The following is a 19,884-nucleotide window of genomic DNA, read 5'->3' on the forward strand; positions in this document are numbered from 1 at the left end:
GTCTCCGACACCGACGGCGACGCCATTCTCCGGTGACGGTGCGTTTTTGACGCCGCTGGCCTTCCCTCCGGTATGGAACTGACGCCAGTGACGGACCTGCCCGAGATCCGTCCCGGCGACGACCTCGCCGCACTGATCGCCGGTCGGGCCGACGACCTTGGGCTCGGGCTCGAGGGGGCCGTCCTCACGGTCGCGAGCACGGTCGTCTCGAAGGCCGAGGGGCGGACGGCGAACCTCGAGGACTACGCCGTCAGCGGCCGTGCCGAGGAGATCGCCGCCCGGATCGAGGAGGTCGCGGGCGAGGAGAAAGACCCCCGGTTCGCACAGGCCGTCCTCGAGGAGAGCACGGAACTGCTCATCGAGGCCCCGTTCCTGCTGACCGAGACGCGCTTTGGCCACATCACCGTCAACGCGGGGATCGACCGCTCGAACGTGCCGGACCACGACCTGCTCCTGTTGCCGAAACGGCCGACCGAGAGCGCCGAGCGGATTCGGCGGGGATTCGAGGACCGCGGCTACGACGACGTCGCGGTGATCGTCACCGACACGAGCGGGCGGCCGTTCCGCCACGGCCAGCGCGGCGTCGCGCTCGGCTGGGCGGGGATGCCCGCGAGCCGCGACTGGCGCGGCGAACGCGACCGCGACGGGCGCGAACTCGGCGTCACCGTCCAGTCCGTGGTCGACGAACTCGCCGCGGCCGCGAACCTCGTGACCGGCGAGGGAGCCGACGGGAACCCGGCAGTCGTCGTCCGCGACTGGGAGTTCGGCGACCTCGAGGGCAGCGACGAACTGTTCCGCTCCGTCGAGGACGACCTGATCCGCCAGGCACTCCGGGAATGGAGGTTCGAGCCATGAGCGACCGCACGGGACCGATCCGGGGCATCGAACTCACGCCCGAGCACCCGCCGGACCGGATCGCCTCGCTGGCCGCCCTCGCGGAGGGCGAGGGGTTCGACGTCGCCTTCGCCAGCAGCCACTACTTCAACCGCGACCCGTTCGTCACCCTCTCGCGGATGGCGGACGCGACCGAGAACATCCGACTGGGCCCGGGCGTCGTCAACCCCTACGAGACCCACCCCGTAAAACTCGCCGCGCAGGTCGCGACCGTCGACGAGGTCAGCGACGGCCGTGCGGTCTTCGGCGTCGGTGCGGGCGACCGCTCCTCGCTCGCGAACCTCGGCGTCGAGCGCGACCGACCGCTACGGCGCGTCCTCGAGACGTTCGACGTCGCCCGCGACCTCTGGGCCGGCGAGACGGTCACCCACGACGGTACCTTCGCCGCCGAGGACGCCTCGCTCAACCTCGAGCCGACCGAGGTCCCGGTCTACGTCGGCGCACAGGGACCGCACATGCTCCGGATGAGCGCGAAACACGCCGACGGCACGTTGATAAACGCCGCCCATCCGCGGGATCTCGAGTGGTCGGCGGGGCAGATCGCACAGGGGCTCGAAGAACGACCCGACGAACGCGGCGAGTTCGAGGCGCTGGCGTTCGCGAGTGTCAGCGTCGCCGCCGAGGAGGACGCTGCACGGGGGGCCGCGCGGCCGCCGGTCGCGTTCATCGTCGGCGGCGCGGCGGAGCCGGTGCTGGAACGCCACGACATCGATCGCGAGGCGGCGACGGCGGTCGCCGATGCGCTCGAGCGGGGCGATCTCACGGCGGCGTTCGGCCGCGTCACGCCAGCGATGATCGACGCGTTCTGCATCGCCGGGACGACGGAGACCGTCGCCGACCGCTTCGAGGCGGCGCTGGAACACGTCGATGGCATCGTCGTCGGTTCGCCGCTTGGCCCGGACCTCGAGGACGCGGTCGAGCGTGCGAGCGAGGCGTTGGACCGGGTCGACGTCTAGCTCGAACTCGAGGAAAAGAGGCTACTGACCGCGCCCAGCGTCAGCAGGCCGAAGACGCCGATGGCGAAGACGATCAGCAGGGTGCCGGCAAGCACCAAAAGCGGCGCGAGTCCGTCCCCGGCAGCGACTTCGCTGAACTGTTCGGTCATTTCGACGAAGTTGTCAACGATAACGTTCAACGCTGTGGGTTCCATGCGTGTGAGTTGTCAACCGGGGTACTTGGCGATGCCGGTCCGGCGCTATAATCCGGTCTTTCGACGGTCGGGACCGGACCCGCTCGAGTACGAGTGCGAGTACGAATACGAGTGCGAGTGCGAGTCCCGACGGGCGGTGGGAGTCGGTGGCACTAAACCGCAACCGTCCGTAGGGTCGCGCGTGACCGACGCCAGCGACGACGCGACGCTTTCCGAGTTCGCCGACGCGGGAACGTCCGATTCCGACTCGGGCGAGTCGGCGTCCGGTTCCGGGGCTCCCTCGCGAGATTCCTCCGAGTCCGACTCCGACTCCGAGTCCAGCGATCCCGACGCGACCGCGCTCTCGACGTACGCGTGGGGCGACTACGAGTGCGACCGGTGTGAGGAGGGGACCGTACGCGTCTGGCGCGACGACGGACGGCTGGTCTGTCCGGACTGCAAGGAGTGGTAGCCTCCGGTTTCTCGAGTGGTCGTTTCGTGATTCGACGGCCTCCCCCCAATTTTGCGTTCTCGAGCCCGCGTGTTACCCCGTTCGACCGTCGAAGCTCGAGTCGTCTCGCTCGTGGCCACAATCTACATAAATATGATGTATTATTTCATAACACATAGATGGGTGGACCGTCAGGATCCCTGCTCGCGGCGCTCCGCCGGCTGGTGCCGTCGGCAGTCAGACAACGGTACGCGCTGAAATTCGGCATCGTCTTGCTCGTGCTCGGGCTGTCGATCGGCGGCATCGGGTTCGTCGCGACGGGGGCAATCACCGACAGCGTCGCGGAGAGCGCACTCGAGGAACAGCGCGATGCCGCGGTCCGGGAGGCGTCGTCGTTCGACGACTGGAACGAGCGAAACGAGAACTTCGTCGTCGCCTCGGCCGGCGCGCCGGTCGTCGAGTCCGGTTCGGAGGAGGAAATCGGGGAGTACCTGGGGGACGTCTACTACGACCTCCCGGACGAGCGGATGCACGCGCTCTACGTCGACGCCGAGACGGGCGAGATCCTGGCGGGCGCGGACTACGACGCCGAGACGCTGTCGGACCTCGAGTTCCCGAACGCGGACGCGCTCGCGGACGACCTCTCGGAACACGAGGTACGGCGGACGGAGCCGTACGCGATGCCGGACGCGCTGGGGCTCTCGGCCGAGGAGCATCCGGTCGTCTCCTACTACGTCGGCGTCGGCGGCGAGGACGGGGCGGACCGGGCGCTGGTCTACACCTTCGCGCTCTCGGAGCGGCTGGTTGACTACACTGGCGGCGATACCGTCGTCACGATCCTCGACGACGAGGGACGGATCGTCGCCGACGACAGGCAACTGGGCTACGGAGAGGACGAGGCGAATGCCAGTTTCGGCCGCGAGTACGCGGACCACGAGCGGTTCTTGGAGCTCGCCCGGTCGGACGGCCCCGGCGCGACGACGGTCGAGGAGCGACCGAGCGGGGCACTCGCCGAGCCGCCTTACGAATTCGTCCCGGACGGGTACGTCGTCGGCTACCACACGACCGACGAGGGGTGGGCCGTCCTCGTCCATACGAGCGAGGCCGACGCCTTCGGGTTCGTCCATACGGTCAACCGGTTCGGCTACCTGCTCACCGCCGTCGGAGTCGCCCTGATCGGCGTCTTCGGCGTTGCGGTCGGCCGGACCACGGCCACCTCGATTCGGGCCCTCTCGAGCCGGGCGACCGCCATCCGCGACGGGGAGTACGACGTCGACCTCGAGACCGGGCGCACCGACGAGATCGGCGACCTCTACCGGGCGATCGACGACATGCGCGACTCGCTGGTCGCGCAACTCGAGGAGTCCGAACGGGCGCGAGAGCGCGCCGAGGAGGCGCGCGACCGGGCCGACGAGGCACGCGAGGAGGCCGAGACGGCCACGAAGCGGGCCCGGGAGGCCCGCCGCGAGGCCCAGGAGCGGACCGAACGCCTCGAGCGGACGGCCGCCGACTACTGCGAGGTAATGGGTGCCTGCGCGGACGGGGACCTGACCAGACGGCTCGAGCCCGATCCCGAGAGCGAGCCGATGGCCGAGATCGCGACGACGTTCAACGCGATGGTGGCCGACCTCGAGCGGACGGTCGCGACCATCGCAACGTTCGCGGGCGAGGTCGCCGAGACCGGCGACGACGTACGGGGCGAGTGCGTCGCCCTCGAGGAAACGGGCGACGAGGTGACCGACTCGATCCGCGAGATCGCGACTGTCGCCGAGCGCCAGAACGACCGTATGGCCGCGATGTCGACGGAGATCCAGGAGACGTCGGCGACGGTCGAGGAGATCGCCTCGACGGCGAACTCGGTCGCCGAAACCTCCCGGCAGGCCGCCCGACGCGCCGAGGACGGGATGGACGCGGCCGAGGACGTCGTCGACGAGATGGCGGCCATCGAGGCCCGCTCCGAGGCCGCCCTCGAGGAGATCCGCGACCTCGAGGAGGCCGTCGACCGGATCGACGAGATCGTCGGGACCGTCACGGAGATCGCGGACCAGACGAGCATCCTCGCGTTGAACGCGTCGATCGAGGCGGCCCACGCCGGGGACGGGAGCGGAAACGCCGACGGCAGCGGTTTCGCGACCGTCGCCGAGGAGGTCAAGGGGCTCGCTGCCGAGACGAAGACGGCCGCCGGCGAGATCGAAGAGCTGATCGGGACGGTCCAGCGCCGGACCGATGCCACCGTCGGGGAGATGGAGGCGATGCGTGAGCGCGTGGCCGACGGCTCGGAGACGATCGACCGCTCGGTCGCAGCCTTCCGGGAGATCGAAACCGACGTGCGCCGGGCCGACGACGGCGTCCAGGACATCGACGAGGCGACGGACGCCATCGCCGACTCCGCGGCCGAACTCGTCTCGATGGCCGACGAGGTGACGGACCTGAGCGACACGACCGCGAGCGAGGCCGAGGCGATCTTAGAGAGCGCGACGGAACAGACCGAGGCAACCGCGAGTGTCTCCGAGAGCGTGACGGCGCTACACCGGCGTGCGGACCGCCTCGAGGAACTGCTTGCGGAATTCACGACGGACGCGGCGGGCCTCGAGGAGGCGGACGCTGCGCTCGAGGACGACGACGATGGACGCCAGCCGCCCGCGCTCGAGTCCGAATAGCCGTCCGTTTCGGCCGCTCGAGCAGTGTCGAACTCGAGACCGAAAAATGTCGTCTCACCCGTGTCCAGGGCACGAAAACGACCGCTCGACGAACGTGGGCCGGCGAGTATCGCCCGAACATTTATATCCCAGTCGTGGCTTTGTACGCCTGCAATGGCGCAAGGTACGGTCGCATTCTTCAACGATACTGGCGGCTACGGTTTCATCGAGACTGAGGACGCGGACGAGGACGTTTTCTTCCACATGGAGGACGTTGGCGGTCCGGACCTCGAGGAAGGTCAGGAAGTCGAGTTCGACATCGAGCAGGCCGATAAGGGCCCGCGCGCGACGAACCTCGAACGACTGTAAGCTGTTCCAGCAAGGGGTATCGTTTTCCGATTGCTAACCGGATAGCGACGGCTTCGGCGTTCCCGGTCCAGCCCTCGCGGGCGACCGCACCCGTTCCGTCGCTCCCGCGATCCCGAACGTTCGGCGACGTCTCGCTCTCGAGCGGCGACGACTGATTCGTTCCGTTCTCTTATTGATAATTATAGTGACATAAAGCATATGTCTCGCTGTCCCTGAACAGGGATAAACGCCATGAAAAGTCGCCAGCCCTCTCGTCCCGCTCGGATCAGGTGTCCGCTCCGCCCCGCGGCCGCCAGTCATGACTGAGCCACCGGAACCGGCCGGCGACGAGGGCGCCGGTACGAAAGGTACCCGCGACGACGGCGACTCGGACTCGCCGACTCGAGCGACCGACGACCGACCCGACCCCCTCCCGGTCCCTACGGTCGCGACGCTCTCTACCGACGTCGTCGACAACGTTTCCCGGGTGATCGTCGGCCACGACGAGGCGATCGAACACGCCGTCGTCGCGCTCCTTGGTCGGGGACACATCCTGCTCGAGGACGTCCCCGGCGTGGGAAAGACGATGCTCGCACGGGCGGTCGCCACCTCGGTCGACTGTGACTTCCGCCGGATCCAGTTCACGCCCGACCTCCTCCCGACGGACGTGACCGGGGTCAACGTCTTCAACCAGCGAACTCGCGAGTTCGAGTTCCAGCCCGGCCCCGTTTTCGGCAACGTCGTATTGGGCGACGAGATCAACCGCGCGCCGCCGAAGACCCAGTCCGCGCTGCTGGAGGCGATGGAAGAAGAGCAGGTGACGGTCGACGGCGACACGCGACCGTTACCGGACCCGTTTACCGTCATCGCAACGCAAAACGCCGTCGAGCGGGACCGTACCTACGAACTCCCGTTCGCGGAACTCGACCGGTTCATGAAGAAGCTCCGGCTGGGCTACCCCGATCCCGACGAGGAAGCGGAACTGCTCGGCCGGACCGTCGGTCACCACCCCATCGAGTCGCTCGAGCCGGTGACCGACCGTGAAGCGATCGTCCGGGCGCGCGAGACGGTCGCGAACGTGCGCGTCGAAGAACCGGTCCGGGAGTACGCGACCCGGCTGGTCGGGTACACCCGCGAACACGCCCGCATCGGGGCCAGCCCGCGGGGCACCATCTCGCTGCTGCGGGCCGCCCAGGCCCGTGCCGTCATCGAGGGTCGGGAGTACGTCATCCCGGACGACGTTCAGGTGGAGGCCCCGACGGTGCTCGGCCACCGGATCGAGACCGGCGACCGCGACCGCAACCGCGACGGGGATGCGATCGTCGCCGACGCCCTCGAGCGGGTGCCCGTCGACGCCTGACGAGAGACGAGTTATGAAACCGACCCGCAGAGGATGGACCGCGCTCGCGGTGCTTGCCTTCTCGATCGGCATGAGCTGGCAGTCCGGGCCGCGAGCGCTCAACGCCGTGGTCGCGCCGCTTGCCATCGCGCTGGCCGCAGCCGTGATCGCGACGGTTCGCCTCGATCCGCCGACGGTCAGACGCCACCCGGTCGCGGACGGCCCCGTCGGCGACCGACGGACCGTTGCGATCGACCTCGAGTACGACCGATCCGTCTCGGCGACCGTTCGTGACGCCGTCGGCAAGGGTGTCGCGGTCGCGGACGGCGGAACCGACGAGTACGTCGCCGAACTCACGCTCGAGCCCGGCGAGACGGCCCTCGAGTACGACCTGGCGCTCCGGGAGCGGGGCGTTCACGAGATCGGCCCGGGCTCGATCGCGGTCCAGGATGCGCTGGGACTCGTCGAACGCCGGTTCGAGGGGCCGGGGACGACCCGGGTTCGCGTCTACCCGCGGCCCGTCGACCTCCGGGGCAGCGGGACCAGCGAGTTCCGGACCCTCGTCGAAACGGTCGGCAGCCGCAGCGAGGGCGCCGACCTCGATCACGAGCGCGAGGAGTTCGCCCACCTGCGGGAGTACCGCCGAGGCGACTCGCTGCGGGACGTCCACTGGAAGTCCGCGGCCAAACGCCCCGACGACGAACTCGTCGTGACCGAGTACGCGACGGGGTCGACCGACGACGCCGTTACCGTCGCCGCCGACTGCGCGCCGGGGTACTGCGACGACCTCGCGAAAGCCGTCGCCAGCGTCGTCGACTTCCTGCTCGAGTCTGAGCTTCGGGTCGGCCTTCGTCTCGGCGAGGACCACCGCCGGCCCGACGCCGGGCGGGGGCACCGGCGGGACCTGCTTCGGACGCTCGCCACCCTCGAGGCCGCCGACCTCGAGGAGGGAGACCGCGAGGCGGCGGAGGTCGTCGTCCTCGCGGACGCGGACGGGCTCCGCGTCGTCGTCGACGGGCGGACCCTCCCGTTCGAGCGACTCGTCGGGGCCGACGGGGCGGTTGGGCTCGATCTGGACGGCTCGAGCCCCGACGGTGGCGCGGGCGTGGAGACGAACGCGGACGCGGACACGGATACGGAAACGGATGCCGACGCACGCTCGGGGGTGGTCGGATGAGCGTCGATCGAACCGACCGGACGATCCCCTTCTCGCCCGACGGGACGATCGGTCCCGGTGCCTTCCGGATCCTCGCGCTGGGCTCCGTACTGGTCCTGACGACCGCGTACGTGAGCGTCCTGCAGGACGTGACCCGGGTCGTCGGCGGCACGCGGACGCTGCTGACCCTCGTCGGCGTCATGCTGCTCGCGGCGACGGCTCTCGCGCGGCTGATCCGACTCCGGACGGCGGCGACGATCGCGGTCACCGTCGCCGTCGTCGGCTTCGTCTATTACTTCGAACGGAGCGGCGTCGGTGCCGAGGCGATCTTCTCGGCCAGCGAGACGGTCCTCGCCGACGTCGTCACGCTCGCGACCGGCCTCGAGTTGCTCCGGGTCGTCGAGGCCGGCACCTGGACGCTCGCGTTCGCCCCGGGACCGGTCTTTCTCTCGTGGTATCTCGCCCTGCGCGGCCGGTACGGGCTGAGCGTCCTCCCCGGCGGGTTCGCGCTGGTCTTCCTGGTGTTGACCGGCGACGCTGGCACGACGGCCACGCTCGTCGGCGTCCTCGCCGCGCTCGGGGCGGTCGGCTTCGGCGACCTCGAGCGCCGGGGCGGCTCCGTCGCCCAGGCCGACGCCATCGCGGTGCTGTTCGCGGTCATCGTCGCGCTCTCGCTGTCGGTGACGTTCGTCCCCGGGGGCACGGGTACGGCGAACCCGACGACCGCCGGTGCCAGCGACGGCACGCTCGAGGCGACGATCGACTCCGCATCGGAACGGTCCGGAATCGCGGGCGAGGTCGACCTCTCGCCCCAGATCAGGTTCACCGTCGAGGCGGACGAGGGCTCGTACTGGCGAACCGGGGTTTACGACCGGTACACCGGCGACGAGTGGGTCAGGACCGGCCAGTCCCAGCCCTTCGGCCAGGCCGGAATCGAGAAGCCGGCCGGAACCACGGGGACGGTCGAACAGACCGTCACCGTCGCGACCGACCTGGGAGTCATGCCGGCCGCCGCCCAGCCCGTCGACGTGGAGGGTGGCATCGCCGACTACACCGAGGTGTCCGCACACGGCCAGATCCGCCCGGCGACGACGCTGATCGAGGACGACACGTACGTCGTCAGGAGCGCGGTCGTCGACCCCGCGCCGGTCGCGTTGCACAACGCCGGGACGGACTACCCCGACGAGATCGAAGAGCAGTACCTCCAGATGCCCGAGAGCATCTCCCCGGCGTTCGAGGAGCGCACAGCCGAGATTACCGAAGGGGCGAGTTCGCCCTACGAGCGGGCCGTCCTGATCGAACGGCACCTGCGCTCCTCGAAGGACTACTCGCTCGAGGTCGAGCGGCCCGAGGGCGACGTCGCCGAGACGTTCCTGCTCGAGATGGACGAGGGCTACTGCGTCTACTTCGCGACGACGATGACCCAGATGCTCCGGGCGGAGGGGGTTCCGGCCAGGTACGTGACCGGCTACACGAGCGGCCAGCAGGTCGAGGACGACAGGTACGTCGTCCGCGGGACCGACGCCCACGCCTGGGTCGAGGTGTACTTCCCCGGGGAGGGCTGGGTCGAGTTCGATCCGACGCCGCCCCAGCCCCGCGAGGCGGAGCACACGGAACGGCTCGTCGACGCCCGCGAGGAGAACATCGAGAACGTGGACCTCGAGACCGACGGCAGCGACGGAGACGGATCGGACGGGGAAGACGGATCGGATACTCGAGGCGACGACTCCGACGACGGTCCCGATGCGCCGGACCACAACCCCGACGGCAACGAGTCGCCGACGGAGCCGGGCGACGCGTCCTCGGAGCGGAACGGGACGGGCGAGCAGGTCGAGCAGGTCGGCCCGACGGGTGCCGCCGCCGGCGACGGGACCGTCTCGACGCCCGAGGAGGAGGGGTTCTCCAGCCCCGTCCCGATCACGCGCGAGGCGCTCGTCGTCGCTTCCGTGTTCCTCGTCGGCCTGCTCGCGGGCGCTCATCGAACGGGCGCGACGGTCCGCGCCCGACGGCTGGTCGGCCGCTACTGGCAGCGGCGAACCGAGGATCCCGACCGCGACGTCGAACGCGCGTTCCGTCGGCTCGAGGGCGTGCTCGGACACGAGTACCGGCCGCGGCGGCCGTCCGAGTCCGCACGCGGGTACCTGACCGCGCTCGAGGCAGCCCACGGTGACGAGCTAGATCCCCGCATCGAGCAGGTACTCGAGCGGTACGAACGGGCGGTCTACGGCGACGGCGTCGACCGCGTGGCGGCCGACGAGTCGATCGAGATCGTCGACGAGATCGTGCGAAAGCGGCTGTCAGCCGTCGCTCGGCTCCGAAATTGACGGATATCACTCAAAAAGAACCGCACGACGGCATGCGGGTCCCGATAGTGTTTAATATGGCCATTTCGTAGCAAGGAACGTAATGTCGGAAGTCTGCTCGACGTGCGGGCTGCCCGAGGAACTCTGCGTCTGCGAGGACGTGGCCAAGGGCCAACAGCAACTCAATATCCGCATTGACGAGCGCAGGTACGGGAAAGAGGTAACGATCGTCGAAGGATTCGATCCGAAGGACGTCGATCTGGACAGTCTCTCGTCGGATCTCAAGTCCAAATTCGCCTGTGGAGGCACTGTCGAGGACGGCCAGATCGAACTTCAGGGCAACCACACTGGCCGCATCGAGGAGTTCCTTCGGGACCGCGGCTTCAACGTCGCATGAGCCCGCGATGATCTGAGACGACTTCCGAACCCGCGGCGGTCTCTCGTATCGCTTTTCCAGCTTTTCCGCCGGTGAGCGGTGGGTCCGTCCTGTCCGGCGATTCCAACGACGGTCGAACCTCGTCGGTTCGCGGCCTCGATCAAAACGGCGACTCGACGTCCGTCGACTCCGCGTCCGGCTCGTCGTCCTCGCGGACGAGTCCGAACTTCATCCCGTACTTCTCGAGGCCGCCAGCCATGCTCTCGACCCTGGTGTCGTCGGCGCCCTCGTACGAGCCGATGAGCCGTGCGGCCTGGACGCTCGCCTCCCCGTGGGGGCAGACGGTGACGACGCGGTCCGCGTCCGCGAACTCGTCGACACGGTTCGTCAGCTCGTGAAACGGTACGTTCTCGCTGCCGGGAATGTGGCTGTGCTCGAAGCTTCCGGGGTCGCGGATATCGACGATCCGGACGTCCGCGTCGCTCTCGAGGAGTTCGTTGACCTCGTCCGTGGAGATTTCGCCGTCCATCGGTCGCGGGTTGGCCCTATAACGGAATAAGGGCACGGGTGGGCCGTGGGCCCGCTCGCGGTCGCAGGTACCGGCAACGGAGTATCACAGCACCACCCTTTTCGCCCCCGGCGGCCGATACGGGGGACATGTCGGAGGATCCGGGTGCGAGCGACCGTGGTGGGCGGTCGGAGCCCGACGAACGAGCCGAGTCGAACGAGCGAGGCGACCGCAACGTCTACGGGACGGAACTCCAGCCATGTAGCACCGACCCGATGACGGGGTTCCTGCGCGACGGCTGCTGTCGCCGCGTCGAATCGGACCGGGGACGGCACGAGATCTGTGCCGTGATGACCGAAGAATTCCTGGAGTTCAGCAAGGCCCAGGGGAACGACCTCGTCTCCCCCAACCCCGAGTTCGACTTCCCCGGCCTCGAGCCGGGGGATCGGTGGTGTCTCTGTCTCGGCCGGTGGCTCGAGGCGGAGGAAGCGGGCTGTGCGCCGCCGGTCGTGCTCGAGGCGACCCACGAAGCGGTGTTGCGCGACGTGGAGCCGGATCTGCTCCGGGAGTACGAATACGAGTACGAGTACGAGTACGAGTACGAACCGGACTCGTAACGGCGAGCGTCGTGGGAGCGGCGCGAGCGCGGCCGTAAAGGGCCTATTCCGTCATTCCGTCGGGGAATCCCTTTACGTGACGACTGCCAACGTGGTGGCGATGACCGACAACGAACTGCGTCTCGACGGCGATTCGGACCGGGCCGTCGACGCCGGGTTCGACGAGGAGGACGGGATCGACGCCGCGGAGGCCTTCGCCGCGCGGGCACGCCAGGAACACGGCGATGCGATCGACCGCCTCGTCGTCTTCGGCGACGCCGTCCGCGACGACCGGGGCGTTCACGCCTCCGTCGACGTGCTGATCGTCCTCGAGGAGGCCGACGAGCACCGGGAGCGCGACCTCGAGCGACTGGGCGAGACGGTCGGGATCGAACACGGGATCGTCTTCTCAGTGTACGTGCTGCCGGCCGACCGTTTCGAGGAGAACCGGGACCACCCGCTCGTCGAACGGGCGCTCGAGGAGGGTGAGTCGTATGTGTAACCGCGAGTACGAGTCGGCTTTCGACCGCGTCCGCGGACGACCACCGTACTGATGCGCGTCACGCTGCTCGGGACGGGTGATACGACCGGCACGCCGACGGTCGGCTGTGACTGCGACACCTGCGAGGCCGCCCGCGAACGGGACGTCGAACGCACCCGCTTCTCGGTCCACGTCGAGAACGAGCGGACCGGCGAGACCCTGCTGGTCGATTTCAGCCCCGACTTTCGCTACCAGTTCCTGCGCGACGATGTCGCGCCGCCCGACGCCGGGATCGTCACGCACATTCACTTCGATCACCTCGACGGCCTTGGGAACGTCTTCCGGGTGCTCGACTCACTAACGGTGTATGCCTCCGGCGAAACCGACCCGCAGACGGGCCGGAGCGTCGCCGAAACCGTTGCCGAGGACTACCACTACCTCTCGGCGCTCGAGGTTCACGCGACGACCCCGCTCGATCCCGTCCGGACCTGCGGGTTCGACGTGACGCTGGTGCCGGTCGAACACCCGCCGCTTCTGTGTTACGGGGTCGCGGTCGAGGACCCCGAGACGGGCGCGAAGCTGTCGATCTCCGGGGACACGAACTACGATATCCCCGCTCAGTCCCGCGAGGCCCTCGCCGATCCCGACCTCCTGCTGGCCGATGCCATCGTCCCCGCGTACTTCTGTGAACACCATCCGGCCGGCGGTCGGCACGAGGGTCCGGACGGCGTCCCCCGGACGTTCGGCCACAAACACATGACTCGCGAGGGGGCGCTGGCGCTGGCCGAGGACCTGAACGCGGACCGGACGCGGCTGGTGCACGCGGCCCACTACTACCCGCCGGAGGAGGCGTTCGAGGACCCGCTGGCGGTCGACGGCGAGGAGTACGTGCTCTGATCGCAAGGGGACGAATCGTCCGTTTATCGAACGGAGCGTGTTCGAAATAGGGGGCAACGGGTGACGGGATCGCCCGAGCACCACGGCTCGACCGACCGATCCAAATGCGCGTAACGGTCTTCCGCCCGGCCCCGTCAGGTCGAGTATGGCGATCTGTCCACACTGTGACGACCCGCTCGAGCTATCGGTCGGACCGGAAGAAGTGACCGTCCACCGGGACGACGGCACCGAAACGATCGAACCGGACGTCTTCACCTGCCACTCGTGTGATGCGGTCCTGTTCGCGACGGTCAGCCGCGAACTCGAGGGGGAGTGACGCTTCGCTCTCGTCGCGGCCCCTCGACCCCCGTTCAGCCGAACCGATCGAGTCCCGACTGCCGTCGCCGTTTGCCCGCCGGGTCCGCGGTCCAGGGGGTTCGTCGGTCGCGTTCGGCCTCGAGGTCCACGTCAACGTCGGCAGCCTCGCGAACGGGCTCGTACCCCGGACAGGACTCCCCGCAGTCGGCGCTCGCGTCGACGACACGATCCGCCCACTCGCAGTACGGCAGCGTCGCTCCGGCGACGGTCGCCGCTCGGCAGGCCGTACAGTCCGGGAACCCGTACGTCCGCCACCCCTTCCCGTAGGCGCGCTCGGCCAGTCGTCGGCGGGCACGGGCCTTCTCCGCGGACGGGACGACCGCCACGTCGGTGCGGCCGGGCAGCGACTCGAGGGGTTCGACCCCGGCTTCCTCGACGGGAAGCGACCTCGGCTCGCGGACCACTTCGATCTCGAGGTCGCGCTCGTCGATCGGTCCGTCGCGGTGGACGCGCCAGACGCCGACCGCGTCCGGAATCCGGTTCAGGTGCGCCCGGGTGACGTAACTCTCCGTCGCGAGGATCACCTCGTCGACGAGGGCGAGGCTGACGTCCGTCCGCAACTGGGCCTCGAGGTCGCCCGGACGGCCGAGGTCCGGCTTGTTCTCGATGCCGACGATCCGGTCGTACCAGTCCGGGTAACGGGTGACCTGCCGTACGTACTCGCGGCCGTTCCGATGCTCGCGTTCGAAAAAGCCGATCTCGCAGGCCCGTTCCACCGCCCGGCGGGCGCGGTCGGGATGACAGTCGTCCGGGACGACGTCCTTCCAGTAGCGTGCCCGCCCGGGGCCCACGTCGGCGGCGATGGCCACGTCGGGGATGGTCTCGCTCGCGATGGCGACCCGGTCGTCGAACTCCGGACCCGGTTCGATGCGCACCGCGTCGAGCACCCGGCCGCCGGGTTCGGCGACGCAGCCCCCGAGCTGGCGGGCGACGATCCCCTCGCGGTCGTCGGCCTCGAGGCGGGCGCACAACTCGAGTTCGAACGCGAACTCGGAGACGGACGCGGGCACGGGTACGATCCGAGGGACGGAGCGAGACGAAAAAAGGTCGTCGGAGCCGTCGACTCCTCAGGAGGCCCTCGCTCGGCGACGGCCGATGGCACGGCCGAGCCGGGATCCGAAGGCGCCGAGGGAGAGCGCTCCGACGGCGAGCGTCACGATTCCGGCCAGAATTGCGACCGGGGCCGAGACGATCGGGTCGTCGCCGGCGAGCGCCGCGGCGCCGAGCGCGGCCACCATCGCCGCGACGAACAGTCCGGTCGTCGCGAGCGAGACGACGACGGTCTCGAGCACGGTTCGGTCGTCGATCGACGGAATCCGTCGGGGTGGGCGTGGGTCGTACATCGTGTCTAGTCCAAGGGGAGCCACGCCCATAATTGTAATCTGAATTATATTTTTGTAGCCGGCCTTACTGAAATCGGTTTCAGTCGGCGGATCGGACGGTCGACTGCGGTCGTATCGACGTCGGTCGTCGAAGCGGAAAAAGCGGGTCAGTCGCCGGTTTCGACCCGTGTCTCGAGGACGTTCAGGTCGCCGTCCATCGTCACCGCAAGCAGGTCGCCCTCGAGCGGGATGCGGACCTCGAGGCGGTAGGGCTCGCGCTCGAGGACGTGGGTGTACTCGTCGGTGACACACCAGGGGAGGGTCCAGTACGGACGGTCCTCGAGGGCGACGCCACGCTCGCGGTGGAAGCCGACGACGGCGGAGTGATCCAGCAGTCGGAGGCCGGCGGCCGAACAGAGCGTGTGGCCACACTGGGCGCACTCGTGGTCGACGCGGAGCCCGACGCCGAGACAGCACTCGCCCTCCTCGACGATCCGGCTCTCCATGCGGCCGCTACACTCCGGGCAAACGCCGTCGGCCGCCAGACAGTGCAGATGGCGCACCCGCTGGTCGAAGGCCTCGGCGATCTCCTCTGGCGTCCGGTCGTTGAGCCCGCCCGGCGGGAAGTCGTACTCACCGTGGCGTTGCCCGCAGTCGCGACACTCGATCCGGAGCCGTTCGTCCTCGTAGACCGCCCGCAGCGGCCCGCGACAGGAGACGCAGTCCCCCTCGACCGGGAACGGTTCGACCGTCGGCTGTTCGTTGAACGTGCCCGCGATCACCGACCGGACGACCTTCTCGCCGGCGTGTCTGAACGTGTAGCCGCCGTCGGACCGGCCGTCCGGCGAGCCTCCGGTCGCTTCGCTCGCGGAGACGCCGTCCTCCTGCGCGACGAAGTGGCCCGTCAGCTTCTGGAGGTGATAGTTGAACTGCGCGGAGTCGCGCATGCCGACCTCGCGGCGTAACTCGGAGAAAGAAACCGGTCGCTCGTCGGCCGCCCACAGCGCCTCGAGGATCGCCAGCCGTGTCTCGTTGCTGACGAGCGCGAAGGCCTCGGCGGGGTCGAGACAGTCCGTACACTCGAGCGGGTTTTCCTCCTCGCTCGAGACGTCCGATCGACTCATACGGAGGCGTATGTGAGTAATCGGCAAAATAGTTCCCCGAACTTCATTTTTGTATGCTGCCTGATGGGTGGAAAAGGACTACGTGCTGGCGGGTGTTGAGGGCCCCATGACCGAGGACCGTTCGGCCATCGAAGCGTTCGGGCTACTCTCCGACGGGACGCGGATCGATGTCCTTCGGGAGGTCGCCGTCGCACAGAGCGAGGGCGCACACACCGGCGGCCCGGCCGAACTCTCGTTTTCGACCCTGTACGACCGCGTCGACATCGACAACACATCGAAGCTCTCCTACCACCTCGGCGAACTCGAGGGCCTGTTCCTGCGCAAGACCGACGGCGGGTACTCGCTGACCCATGCCGGCGAGCGGATCGTCCGCCTGCTCCTGTCGGAGAACTACGGCGCACCGACCGGCTTCGAGGGAACCGACGTCTCGGGGACGTGCCCGCTCTGTGGGGCGCACTCGCTCGAGGTGTCCCTCGAGAACCAGTTTCTCACCGTCGCGTGCCGGGACTGCGAGCGGGGCATCGCCGGCTACGAGGTCACGCCGGCACAGGTCCGCGACCGGTCGCCGTCGGCCGTCGTCGAGACGCTCGCACACCGGATGAGCGCCCACTACCGGCAGGTTCGCGGCGGCGTCTGTCCCTCCTGCGGCGGAGACCTCTCCCTCGAGGTGGTCGAGGGCGGCGAACTCGAGGCGGATCCGTTTCGCGCGGTCGACCGGTGTCGGCAGTGTCTCCGGTCGTACTCCGCGCCGCTGACGCTCAGGTCGACGTACCACCCGGAAGCGATCGCGTTCTGCTGGGAGCGCGGCGTCGACGTGCTCACGCTCGCGCCGTGGGAACTGCTCGGCTACGCCTCCGAGGGGCAGTGGACCGGCACGCGAACCGCAACGGATCCGACGGAGTACGAGGTGACGCTCCGCCTCGAGGACGACGCGCTCCGGCTCGAGCTGGCCGCCGACCTGTCGATCACGGCGACCGAGCGCGTGCGACGCAGATCGCTGGCGGACCGCCGTTCCTGACAGTGGTCGAACAAAACGACCGTTGAGCCACGTGGGCGGGTCCGACGGCCGAGACGGTTCGAGCGTCGGCCGATCCCCGTGGACGGCTCAACTGTGATTTTGAAACGGATCTGTTACATGTAATTTCTTCGATAATACTTACGTAGGGTGACGTCCTGGGCCTGCAACGAGATGGAATCAGACACCGAACCGAGTCGGAGGGAGAAACAATGACGAAAGTGACAATTGATGACTTCGTCGAGTTCGTCACGACTCACAACCGGATCGTGCTGCTCGTGATGCTGGCGCTGACCGCCGGTATGGTCGTCGGCGTCGCCGCCCTGGACACCGGCGGGCAAGCGGCCGAAGACGAGTTCCCCGAGACCGACCGGTCGCAGGCGGCCGACTACCTCGAGGAGCAGTACGCCGACGGAAACGAGCGCGGAGCCGCGTACGCGGCGGTCTACGTCGCGACGGAGGACGGCGGCAACGCCCTCTCCAAAGCCGCGCTGCTCGATTCGCTGCGCTACCAGCGGGCGGTGACGGAACACGAGACGGTCGCCGACGCGCTCGCGGACGACGACCGAGGGGACGGTTCCGGGCCGGCGGTCACGAGCGTAGCGAACCTCGTCGCCGTCCAGCTCGCCGAGGAGCCAAGCGCCGACCTCGAGACCCAGATCGACGCCCTCGAGGGGGCCGACGAGGAAGCGGTCGCGTCGCTGGTCGACCGCACCGTCGCCGACCACCCCGAGGCGGCGCGACTCGTGCCCGAGAGCTACGAGCCGGGAACGGCGACGGCGGAGAGCCACCGGATGCTGTTCCGGTTCGAAGCTGGCGCGGACGCGGACGCGAACTCGAACGCGGACGGCGACGGCGAGGAAGCCGTGGCCGGGGCACAGGAGGTCCTCTACGAGACGGCCGGCGAGTGGAGCGAGGACGGCCAGGAAGCCGGCGCGCTCGAGACGAGCGACGACGGCGAGCCCGCTCTCTCCTACTTCACGCTCGGAGAACCGGCAGCACAGGAGTCCGTCGACCAGTTGAACGAGAACACGATGGAACTGCTCGTGCCGCTTACGCTGGCGCTCGTGCTGGTCGTGCTGACGGTCACCTACCGCGATCCGCTGGACGTGTTCGTCGGTATGGTCGGGGTCGTCACTACGATCGTCTGGATGTTCGGAATCCTCGGCTGGCTCGGGATCTCGGCCGGGATGACGGCGTTCATCGGCCCGGTGTTGATCGCTGGACTCAGCATCGACTTCGGTTTCCACGTGTTCATGCGGTATCGGGAACAGCGGGGCGTCGCGACGGATGCCCGAGCCGACGCGGGCATTCGACCGTCGATGGGCCGGGCCGTTCGATCGGTCTCGGTCGCGCTCGGACTCGTCGCGATCACCGGCGCCATCGGCTTCCTCTCGAACGTCGTCAACCCCGTCGGGATCATCCGGGAACTTGCCCTCGGGATCACGCTCGGGGTCCTCTCGGCGTTCGTCATCTTTCTCACGCTCGTCCCGGCGCTGAAGATCAGCGTCGACGGGATCTGTGAGCGGATCGGAATCGACCGTCGCAAACGGCCACTGGGCGAGGGGGCCGTGCTTCGGCCGTTCCTCCGGAGCAGCGTCGTCCTCGCGCGCCGCGTCGCCCCGCTCGTCCTCGTCGTCGCGCTGGTCGCCGGCGCCGGCGGCGCGGTCGCCTGGACGGCCCTCGAGGAGGAGGGCGTCCAGCAACAGGAGGAACCGGCCGCCGAGTGGAAACAGGAACTGCCCGGGCCGCTCGCCTGGGAGGTCTCGGAGTACGACCGGAACGATCAGTACGTCCGCGAGGAGTACCGGCCCGTCGCGGCCGCCGACGGCGACCGGTTCCAGTTGCTGATCGAGGGCGACGTCACGGAGGACGACACGCTCGAACAGGTCCAGTGGGGCCTCGAGGTCGGCGAGCAACGCGGCGCGATCGCGGACGCGTCGGGCGACGCCGGGGACCTCCGGTCGCCGACGACGGTGATGGCCTCGGTCGCCGCCGAGGACGAGGCGTTCGCCGCGACGCTCGAGGCGGCCGATACGGACGGCGACGGCGTTCCGGACGAGGACCTCGAGACGGTGTACGACGCCCTCTACGAGGCTGCGCCGGGCGAGGCCGCGGGGGTGATCGAGCGAACCGACGGCGAGTACCGATCGCTTCGCGTCGTCGGCCCGCCGGAGCGGGCCGGGTTCGACGACGACCGCGTGGCGGACGTGGAGGCGATGGCGGCGTCGATCGAGTCTCCCGAGGCCGAGTCCGGGAGGGCGACCGACGCCGACCTCGCGGCCACCCCCGTCAGTGAGACGATCGTCGTCGACTCCCAGCTCGGCGAGATCACCGACGGGGTCGTCCGGGTGTTGCTCCTGGCACTCGGCGCGGTCTTCGCCACGCTCGCCGTCGTCTACCGGTACGTCCACGGGAGCGCGACGCTCGGAATCGTGACCGCGTTCCCGATCGCGCTGGTCACGGGGCTGGTCGTCGGCGGGATGTACCTGCTCGACGTACCGCTGACGCTGCTGACGGCACTGCTGATGAGTCTGGTGATCGGCCTCGGCATCGACTACGGCATCCACGTCAGCGACCGGTTTGCCCAGGAACTCGAGCGCGGTGATCCCGACCATAGGCGACGGCCGCTCGCGGCCCTCGAGCGGGCCGTCACCGGAACCGGCGGCGCGTTGCTCGGGAGCACGCTCACCTCCGCGGGCGCGTTCGCGACCCTGCTGTTGCACCCGCACCCACAACTCGAGAGCTTCGGGACGCTGGTCGTTCTCGCTATCGTGACCGCCTTCGTGGTGAGCGTGTTCGTCCTCCCGAGCGCGCTCGCTCTCTGGGCGCGGTACGGGCGGTCGGGCTCCGGGATCGACGCCGAGAATCCCGCCGACGCCGATGGCGACGGGAAACCGGGAACGGAGGCGAACGCGTAGTTCCCGGTCGTTCGGACGGTTCTGTCGG

The 19,884-nt window shown here is 68.8% G+C and carries 20 protein-coding genes; 15 read left to right on the forward strand and 5 right to left on the reverse strand.

The features are described from left to right. Nucleotides 1-72 precede the first annotated feature (72 nt). Both CHINAEXTREME_RS06970 and CHINAEXTREME_RS06975 read left to right on the forward strand, forming a co-directional pair. Nucleotides 73-855, forward strand: coding sequence for a coenzyme F420-0:L-glutamate ligase (locus CHINAEXTREME_RS06970; protein WP_007140267.1), 783 nt, complete (start codon nt 73-75; stop codon nt 853-855). Beyond that, a complete protein-coding gene (locus CHINAEXTREME_RS06975) occupies nt 852-1,850 on the forward strand; it encodes a 5,10-methylenetetrahydromethanopterin reductase (RefSeq protein WP_007140266.1) in 999 nt (332 codons plus the stop codon). Before CHINAEXTREME_RS06970 ends, CHINAEXTREME_RS06975 begins: the two co-directional genes overlap by 4 nt. On the opposite strand, the gene CHINAEXTREME_RS06980 is transcribed toward CHINAEXTREME_RS06975, so the two are convergent. Then, a complete protein-coding gene (locus CHINAEXTREME_RS06980) occupies nt 1,847-2,044 on the reverse strand; it encodes a hypothetical protein (protein ID WP_007140265.1) in 198 nt (65 codons plus the stop codon). The two genes, CHINAEXTREME_RS06975 and CHINAEXTREME_RS06980, sit on opposite strands and share 4 nt — an antisense overlap. 181 nt (nt 2,045-2,225) lie before the next feature. Here CHINAEXTREME_RS06980 and CHINAEXTREME_RS22165 point away from each other — a divergent pair, with 181 nt between their 5' ends. The 7 genes from CHINAEXTREME_RS22165 to yciH all read left to right on the forward strand — a co-directional run bounded on the left by CHINAEXTREME_RS22165 (nt 2,226) and on the right by yciH (nt 10,656). Next, entirely contained in the window at nt 2,226-2,495 is a 270-nt protein-coding gene (locus CHINAEXTREME_RS22165; protein ID WP_029601505.1) for a DUF7573 domain-containing protein, read from the forward strand. 158 nt (nt 2,496-2,653) lie between these two features. Beyond that, nucleotides 2,654-5,134: a methyl-accepting chemotaxis protein gene (locus CHINAEXTREME_RS06990; protein WP_007140263.1), complete on the forward strand. Its 2,481-nt coding sequence runs from the start codon at nt 2,654-2,656 to the stop codon at nt 5,132-5,134. A 153-nt stretch (nt 5,135-5,287) separates the two neighbouring features. Beyond that, entirely contained in the window at nt 5,288-5,482 is a 195-nt protein-coding gene (locus CHINAEXTREME_RS06995) for a cold-shock protein (RefSeq protein WP_007140262.1), read from the forward strand. A gap of 298 nt (nt 5,483-5,780) precedes the next feature. Then, the gene (locus tag CHINAEXTREME_RS07000; RefSeq protein WP_007140261.1) at nt 5,781-6,821 is read left to right on the forward strand and encodes an AAA family ATPase; all 1,041 of its coding nucleotides are present in this window, start codon (nt 5,781-5,783) and stop codon (nt 6,819-6,821) included. Nucleotides 6,822-6,834: 13 nt separating this feature from the next. Further along, a complete protein-coding gene (locus CHINAEXTREME_RS07005) occupies nt 6,835-7,977 on the forward strand; it encodes a DUF58 domain-containing protein (protein WP_007140260.1) in 1,143 nt (380 codons plus the stop codon). Continuing rightward, complete coding sequence (locus tag CHINAEXTREME_RS07010) at nt 7,974-10,280, forward strand: transglutaminase TgpA family protein (protein ID WP_007140259.1); 2,307 nt, start codon at nt 7,974-7,976, stop codon at nt 10,278-10,280. The genes CHINAEXTREME_RS07005 and CHINAEXTREME_RS07010 overlap by 4 nt, the downstream gene beginning before the upstream one ends. A gap of 82 nt (nt 10,281-10,362) precedes the next feature. Further along, nucleotides 10,363-10,656 carry a stress response translation initiation inhibitor YciH gene (gene yciH, locus CHINAEXTREME_RS07015; RefSeq protein WP_004217450.1) on the forward strand — a complete coding sequence of 98 codons (294 nt, stop codon included), beginning with the start codon at nt 10,363-10,365 and terminating at the stop codon, nt 10,654-10,656. Nucleotides 10,657-10,795: 139 nt separating this feature from the next. Here the strand turns inward: yciH and CHINAEXTREME_RS07020 are convergent, their stop codons facing one another. After that, on the reverse strand, nt 10,796-11,164 hold the full coding sequence (locus CHINAEXTREME_RS07020) for a rhodanese-like domain-containing protein (RefSeq protein WP_007140258.1): 369 nt from the start codon (nt 11,162-11,164) through the stop codon (nt 10,796-10,798). 128 nt (nt 11,165-11,292) lie between these two features. On the opposite strand from CHINAEXTREME_RS07020, the gene CHINAEXTREME_RS07025 reads away from it, so the two are divergent. From CHINAEXTREME_RS07025 to CHINAEXTREME_RS21810, 4 genes are all read left to right on the forward strand, one after another. Then, on the forward strand, nt 11,293-11,760 hold the full coding sequence (locus CHINAEXTREME_RS07025) for a DUF2237 family protein (protein WP_007140257.1): 468 nt from the start codon (nt 11,293-11,295) through the stop codon (nt 11,758-11,760). A 100-nt stretch (nt 11,761-11,860) separates the two neighbouring features. After that, nucleotides 11,861-12,241, forward strand: coding sequence for a hypothetical protein (locus CHINAEXTREME_RS07030; protein ID WP_007140256.1), 381 nt, complete (start codon nt 11,861-11,863; stop codon nt 12,239-12,241). Nucleotides 12,242-12,292: 51 nt separating this feature from the next. Further along, on the forward strand, nt 12,293-13,117 hold the full coding sequence (locus CHINAEXTREME_RS07035; RefSeq protein ID WP_007140255.1) for an MBL fold metallo-hydrolase: 825 nt from the start codon (nt 12,293-12,295) through the stop codon (nt 13,115-13,117). 145 nt (nt 13,118-13,262) lie between these two features. Continuing rightward, nucleotides 13,263-13,433: a hypothetical protein gene (locus CHINAEXTREME_RS21810; protein WP_007140254.1), complete on the forward strand. Its 171-nt coding sequence runs from the start codon at nt 13,263-13,265 to the stop codon at nt 13,431-13,433. A 34-nt stretch (nt 13,434-13,467) separates the two neighbouring features. Here CHINAEXTREME_RS21810 and CHINAEXTREME_RS07040 read toward each other — a convergent pair whose 3' ends face one another. The 3 genes from CHINAEXTREME_RS07040 to CHINAEXTREME_RS07050 all read right to left on the reverse strand — a co-directional run bounded on the left by CHINAEXTREME_RS07040 (nt 13,468) and on the right by CHINAEXTREME_RS07050 (nt 15,920). Continuing rightward, nucleotides 13,468-14,484 carry a DUF5787 family protein gene (locus CHINAEXTREME_RS07040; protein ID WP_007140253.1) on the reverse strand — a complete coding sequence of 339 codons (1,017 nt, stop codon included), beginning with the start codon at nt 14,482-14,484 and terminating at the stop codon, nt 13,468-13,470. Nucleotides 14,485-14,541: 57 nt separating this feature from the next. Next, nucleotides 14,542-14,817, reverse strand: coding sequence for a hypothetical protein (locus tag CHINAEXTREME_RS07045; protein ID WP_007140252.1), 276 nt, complete (start codon nt 14,815-14,817; stop codon nt 14,542-14,544). Between the two features lie 146 nt (nt 14,818-14,963). After that, nucleotides 14,964-15,920 (reverse strand): winged helix-turn-helix domain-containing protein, encoded by a 957-nt coding sequence (locus CHINAEXTREME_RS07050; RefSeq protein ID WP_007140251.1) that lies wholly within the window; start codon nt 15,918-15,920, stop codon nt 14,964-14,966. Between the two features lie 106 nt (nt 15,921-16,026). Between CHINAEXTREME_RS07050 and CHINAEXTREME_RS07055 the strand changes: the two genes are divergently transcribed. Then, on the forward strand, nt 16,027-16,938 hold the full coding sequence (locus tag CHINAEXTREME_RS07055) for a DUF7351 domain-containing protein (protein ID WP_007140250.1): 912 nt from the start codon (nt 16,027-16,029) through the stop codon (nt 16,936-16,938). Nucleotides 16,939-17,147: 209 nt separating this feature from the next. Further along, nucleotides 17,148-19,856, forward strand: a complete 2,709-nt coding sequence (locus CHINAEXTREME_RS07060; RefSeq protein ID WP_007140249.1) for an efflux RND transporter permease subunit — start codon at nt 17,148-17,150, stop codon at nt 19,854-19,856. Nucleotides 19,857-19,884: the final 28 nt, after the last annotated feature.

Source organism: Halobiforma lacisalsi AJ5, assembly GCF_000226975.2.
GTDB classification, from domain to species: domain Archaea; phylum Halobacteriota; class Halobacteria; order Halobacteriales; family Natrialbaceae; genus Natronobacterium; species Natronobacterium lacisalsi.

What these genes read in the sequence shown, in the direction of transcription:
- CHINAEXTREME_RS06970 (WP_007140267.1), top strand. Translation starts at nt 73, where the DNA reads ATGGAACTGACGCCAGTGACGGACCTGCCCGAGATCCGTCCCGGCGAC.
- CHINAEXTREME_RS06975 (WP_007140266.1), top strand. Translation starts at nt 852, where the DNA reads ATGAGCGACCGCACGGGACCGATCCGGGGCATCGAACTCACGCCCGAG.
- CHINAEXTREME_RS06980 (WP_007140265.1), bottom strand. Translation starts at nt 2,044, where the DNA reads ATGGAACCCACAGCGTTGAACGTTATCGTTGACAACTTCGTCGAAATG.
- CHINAEXTREME_RS06990 (WP_007140263.1), top strand. Translation starts at nt 2,654, where the DNA reads ATGGGTGGACCGTCAGGATCCCTGCTCGCGGCGCTCCGCCGGCTGGTG.
- CHINAEXTREME_RS06995 (WP_007140262.1), top strand. Translation starts at nt 5,288, where the DNA reads ATGGCGCAAGGTACGGTCGCATTCTTCAACGATACTGGCGGCTACGGT.
- CHINAEXTREME_RS07000 (WP_007140261.1), top strand. Translation starts at nt 5,781, where the DNA reads ATGACTGAGCCACCGGAACCGGCCGGCGACGAGGGCGCCGGTACGAAA.
- CHINAEXTREME_RS07005 (WP_007140260.1), top strand. Translation starts at nt 6,835, where the DNA reads ATGAAACCGACCCGCAGAGGATGGACCGCGCTCGCGGTGCTTGCCTTC.
- CHINAEXTREME_RS07010 (WP_007140259.1), top strand. Translation starts at nt 7,974, where the DNA reads ATGAGCGTCGATCGAACCGACCGGACGATCCCCTTCTCGCCCGACGGG.
- yciH (WP_004217450.1), top strand. Translation starts at nt 10,363, where the DNA reads ATGTCGGAAGTCTGCTCGACGTGCGGGCTGCCCGAGGAACTCTGCGTC.
- CHINAEXTREME_RS07020 (WP_007140258.1), bottom strand. Translation starts at nt 11,164, where the DNA reads ATGGACGGCGAAATCTCCACGGACGAGGTCAACGAACTCCTCGAGAGC.
- CHINAEXTREME_RS07025 (WP_007140257.1), top strand. Translation starts at nt 11,293, where the DNA reads ATGTCGGAGGATCCGGGTGCGAGCGACCGTGGTGGGCGGTCGGAGCCC.
- CHINAEXTREME_RS07030 (WP_007140256.1), top strand. Translation starts at nt 11,861, where the DNA reads ATGACCGACAACGAACTGCGTCTCGACGGCGATTCGGACCGGGCCGTC.
- CHINAEXTREME_RS07035 (WP_007140255.1), top strand. Translation starts at nt 12,293, where the DNA reads ATGCGCGTCACGCTGCTCGGGACGGGTGATACGACCGGCACGCCGACG.
- CHINAEXTREME_RS21810 (WP_007140254.1), top strand. Translation starts at nt 13,263, where the DNA reads ATGGCGATCTGTCCACACTGTGACGACCCGCTCGAGCTATCGGTCGGA.
- CHINAEXTREME_RS07045 (WP_007140252.1), bottom strand. Translation starts at nt 14,817, where the DNA reads ATGTACGACCCACGCCCACCCCGACGGATTCCGTCGATCGACGACCGA.
- CHINAEXTREME_RS07050 (WP_007140251.1), bottom strand. Translation starts at nt 15,920, where the DNA reads ATGAGTCGATCGGACGTCTCGAGCGAGGAGGAAAACCCGCTCGAGTGT.
- CHINAEXTREME_RS07055 (WP_007140250.1), top strand. Translation starts at nt 16,027, where the DNA reads ATGACCGAGGACCGTTCGGCCATCGAAGCGTTCGGGCTACTCTCCGAC.
- CHINAEXTREME_RS07060 (WP_007140249.1), top strand. Translation starts at nt 17,148, where the DNA reads ATGACGAAAGTGACAATTGATGACTTCGTCGAGTTCGTCACGACTCAC.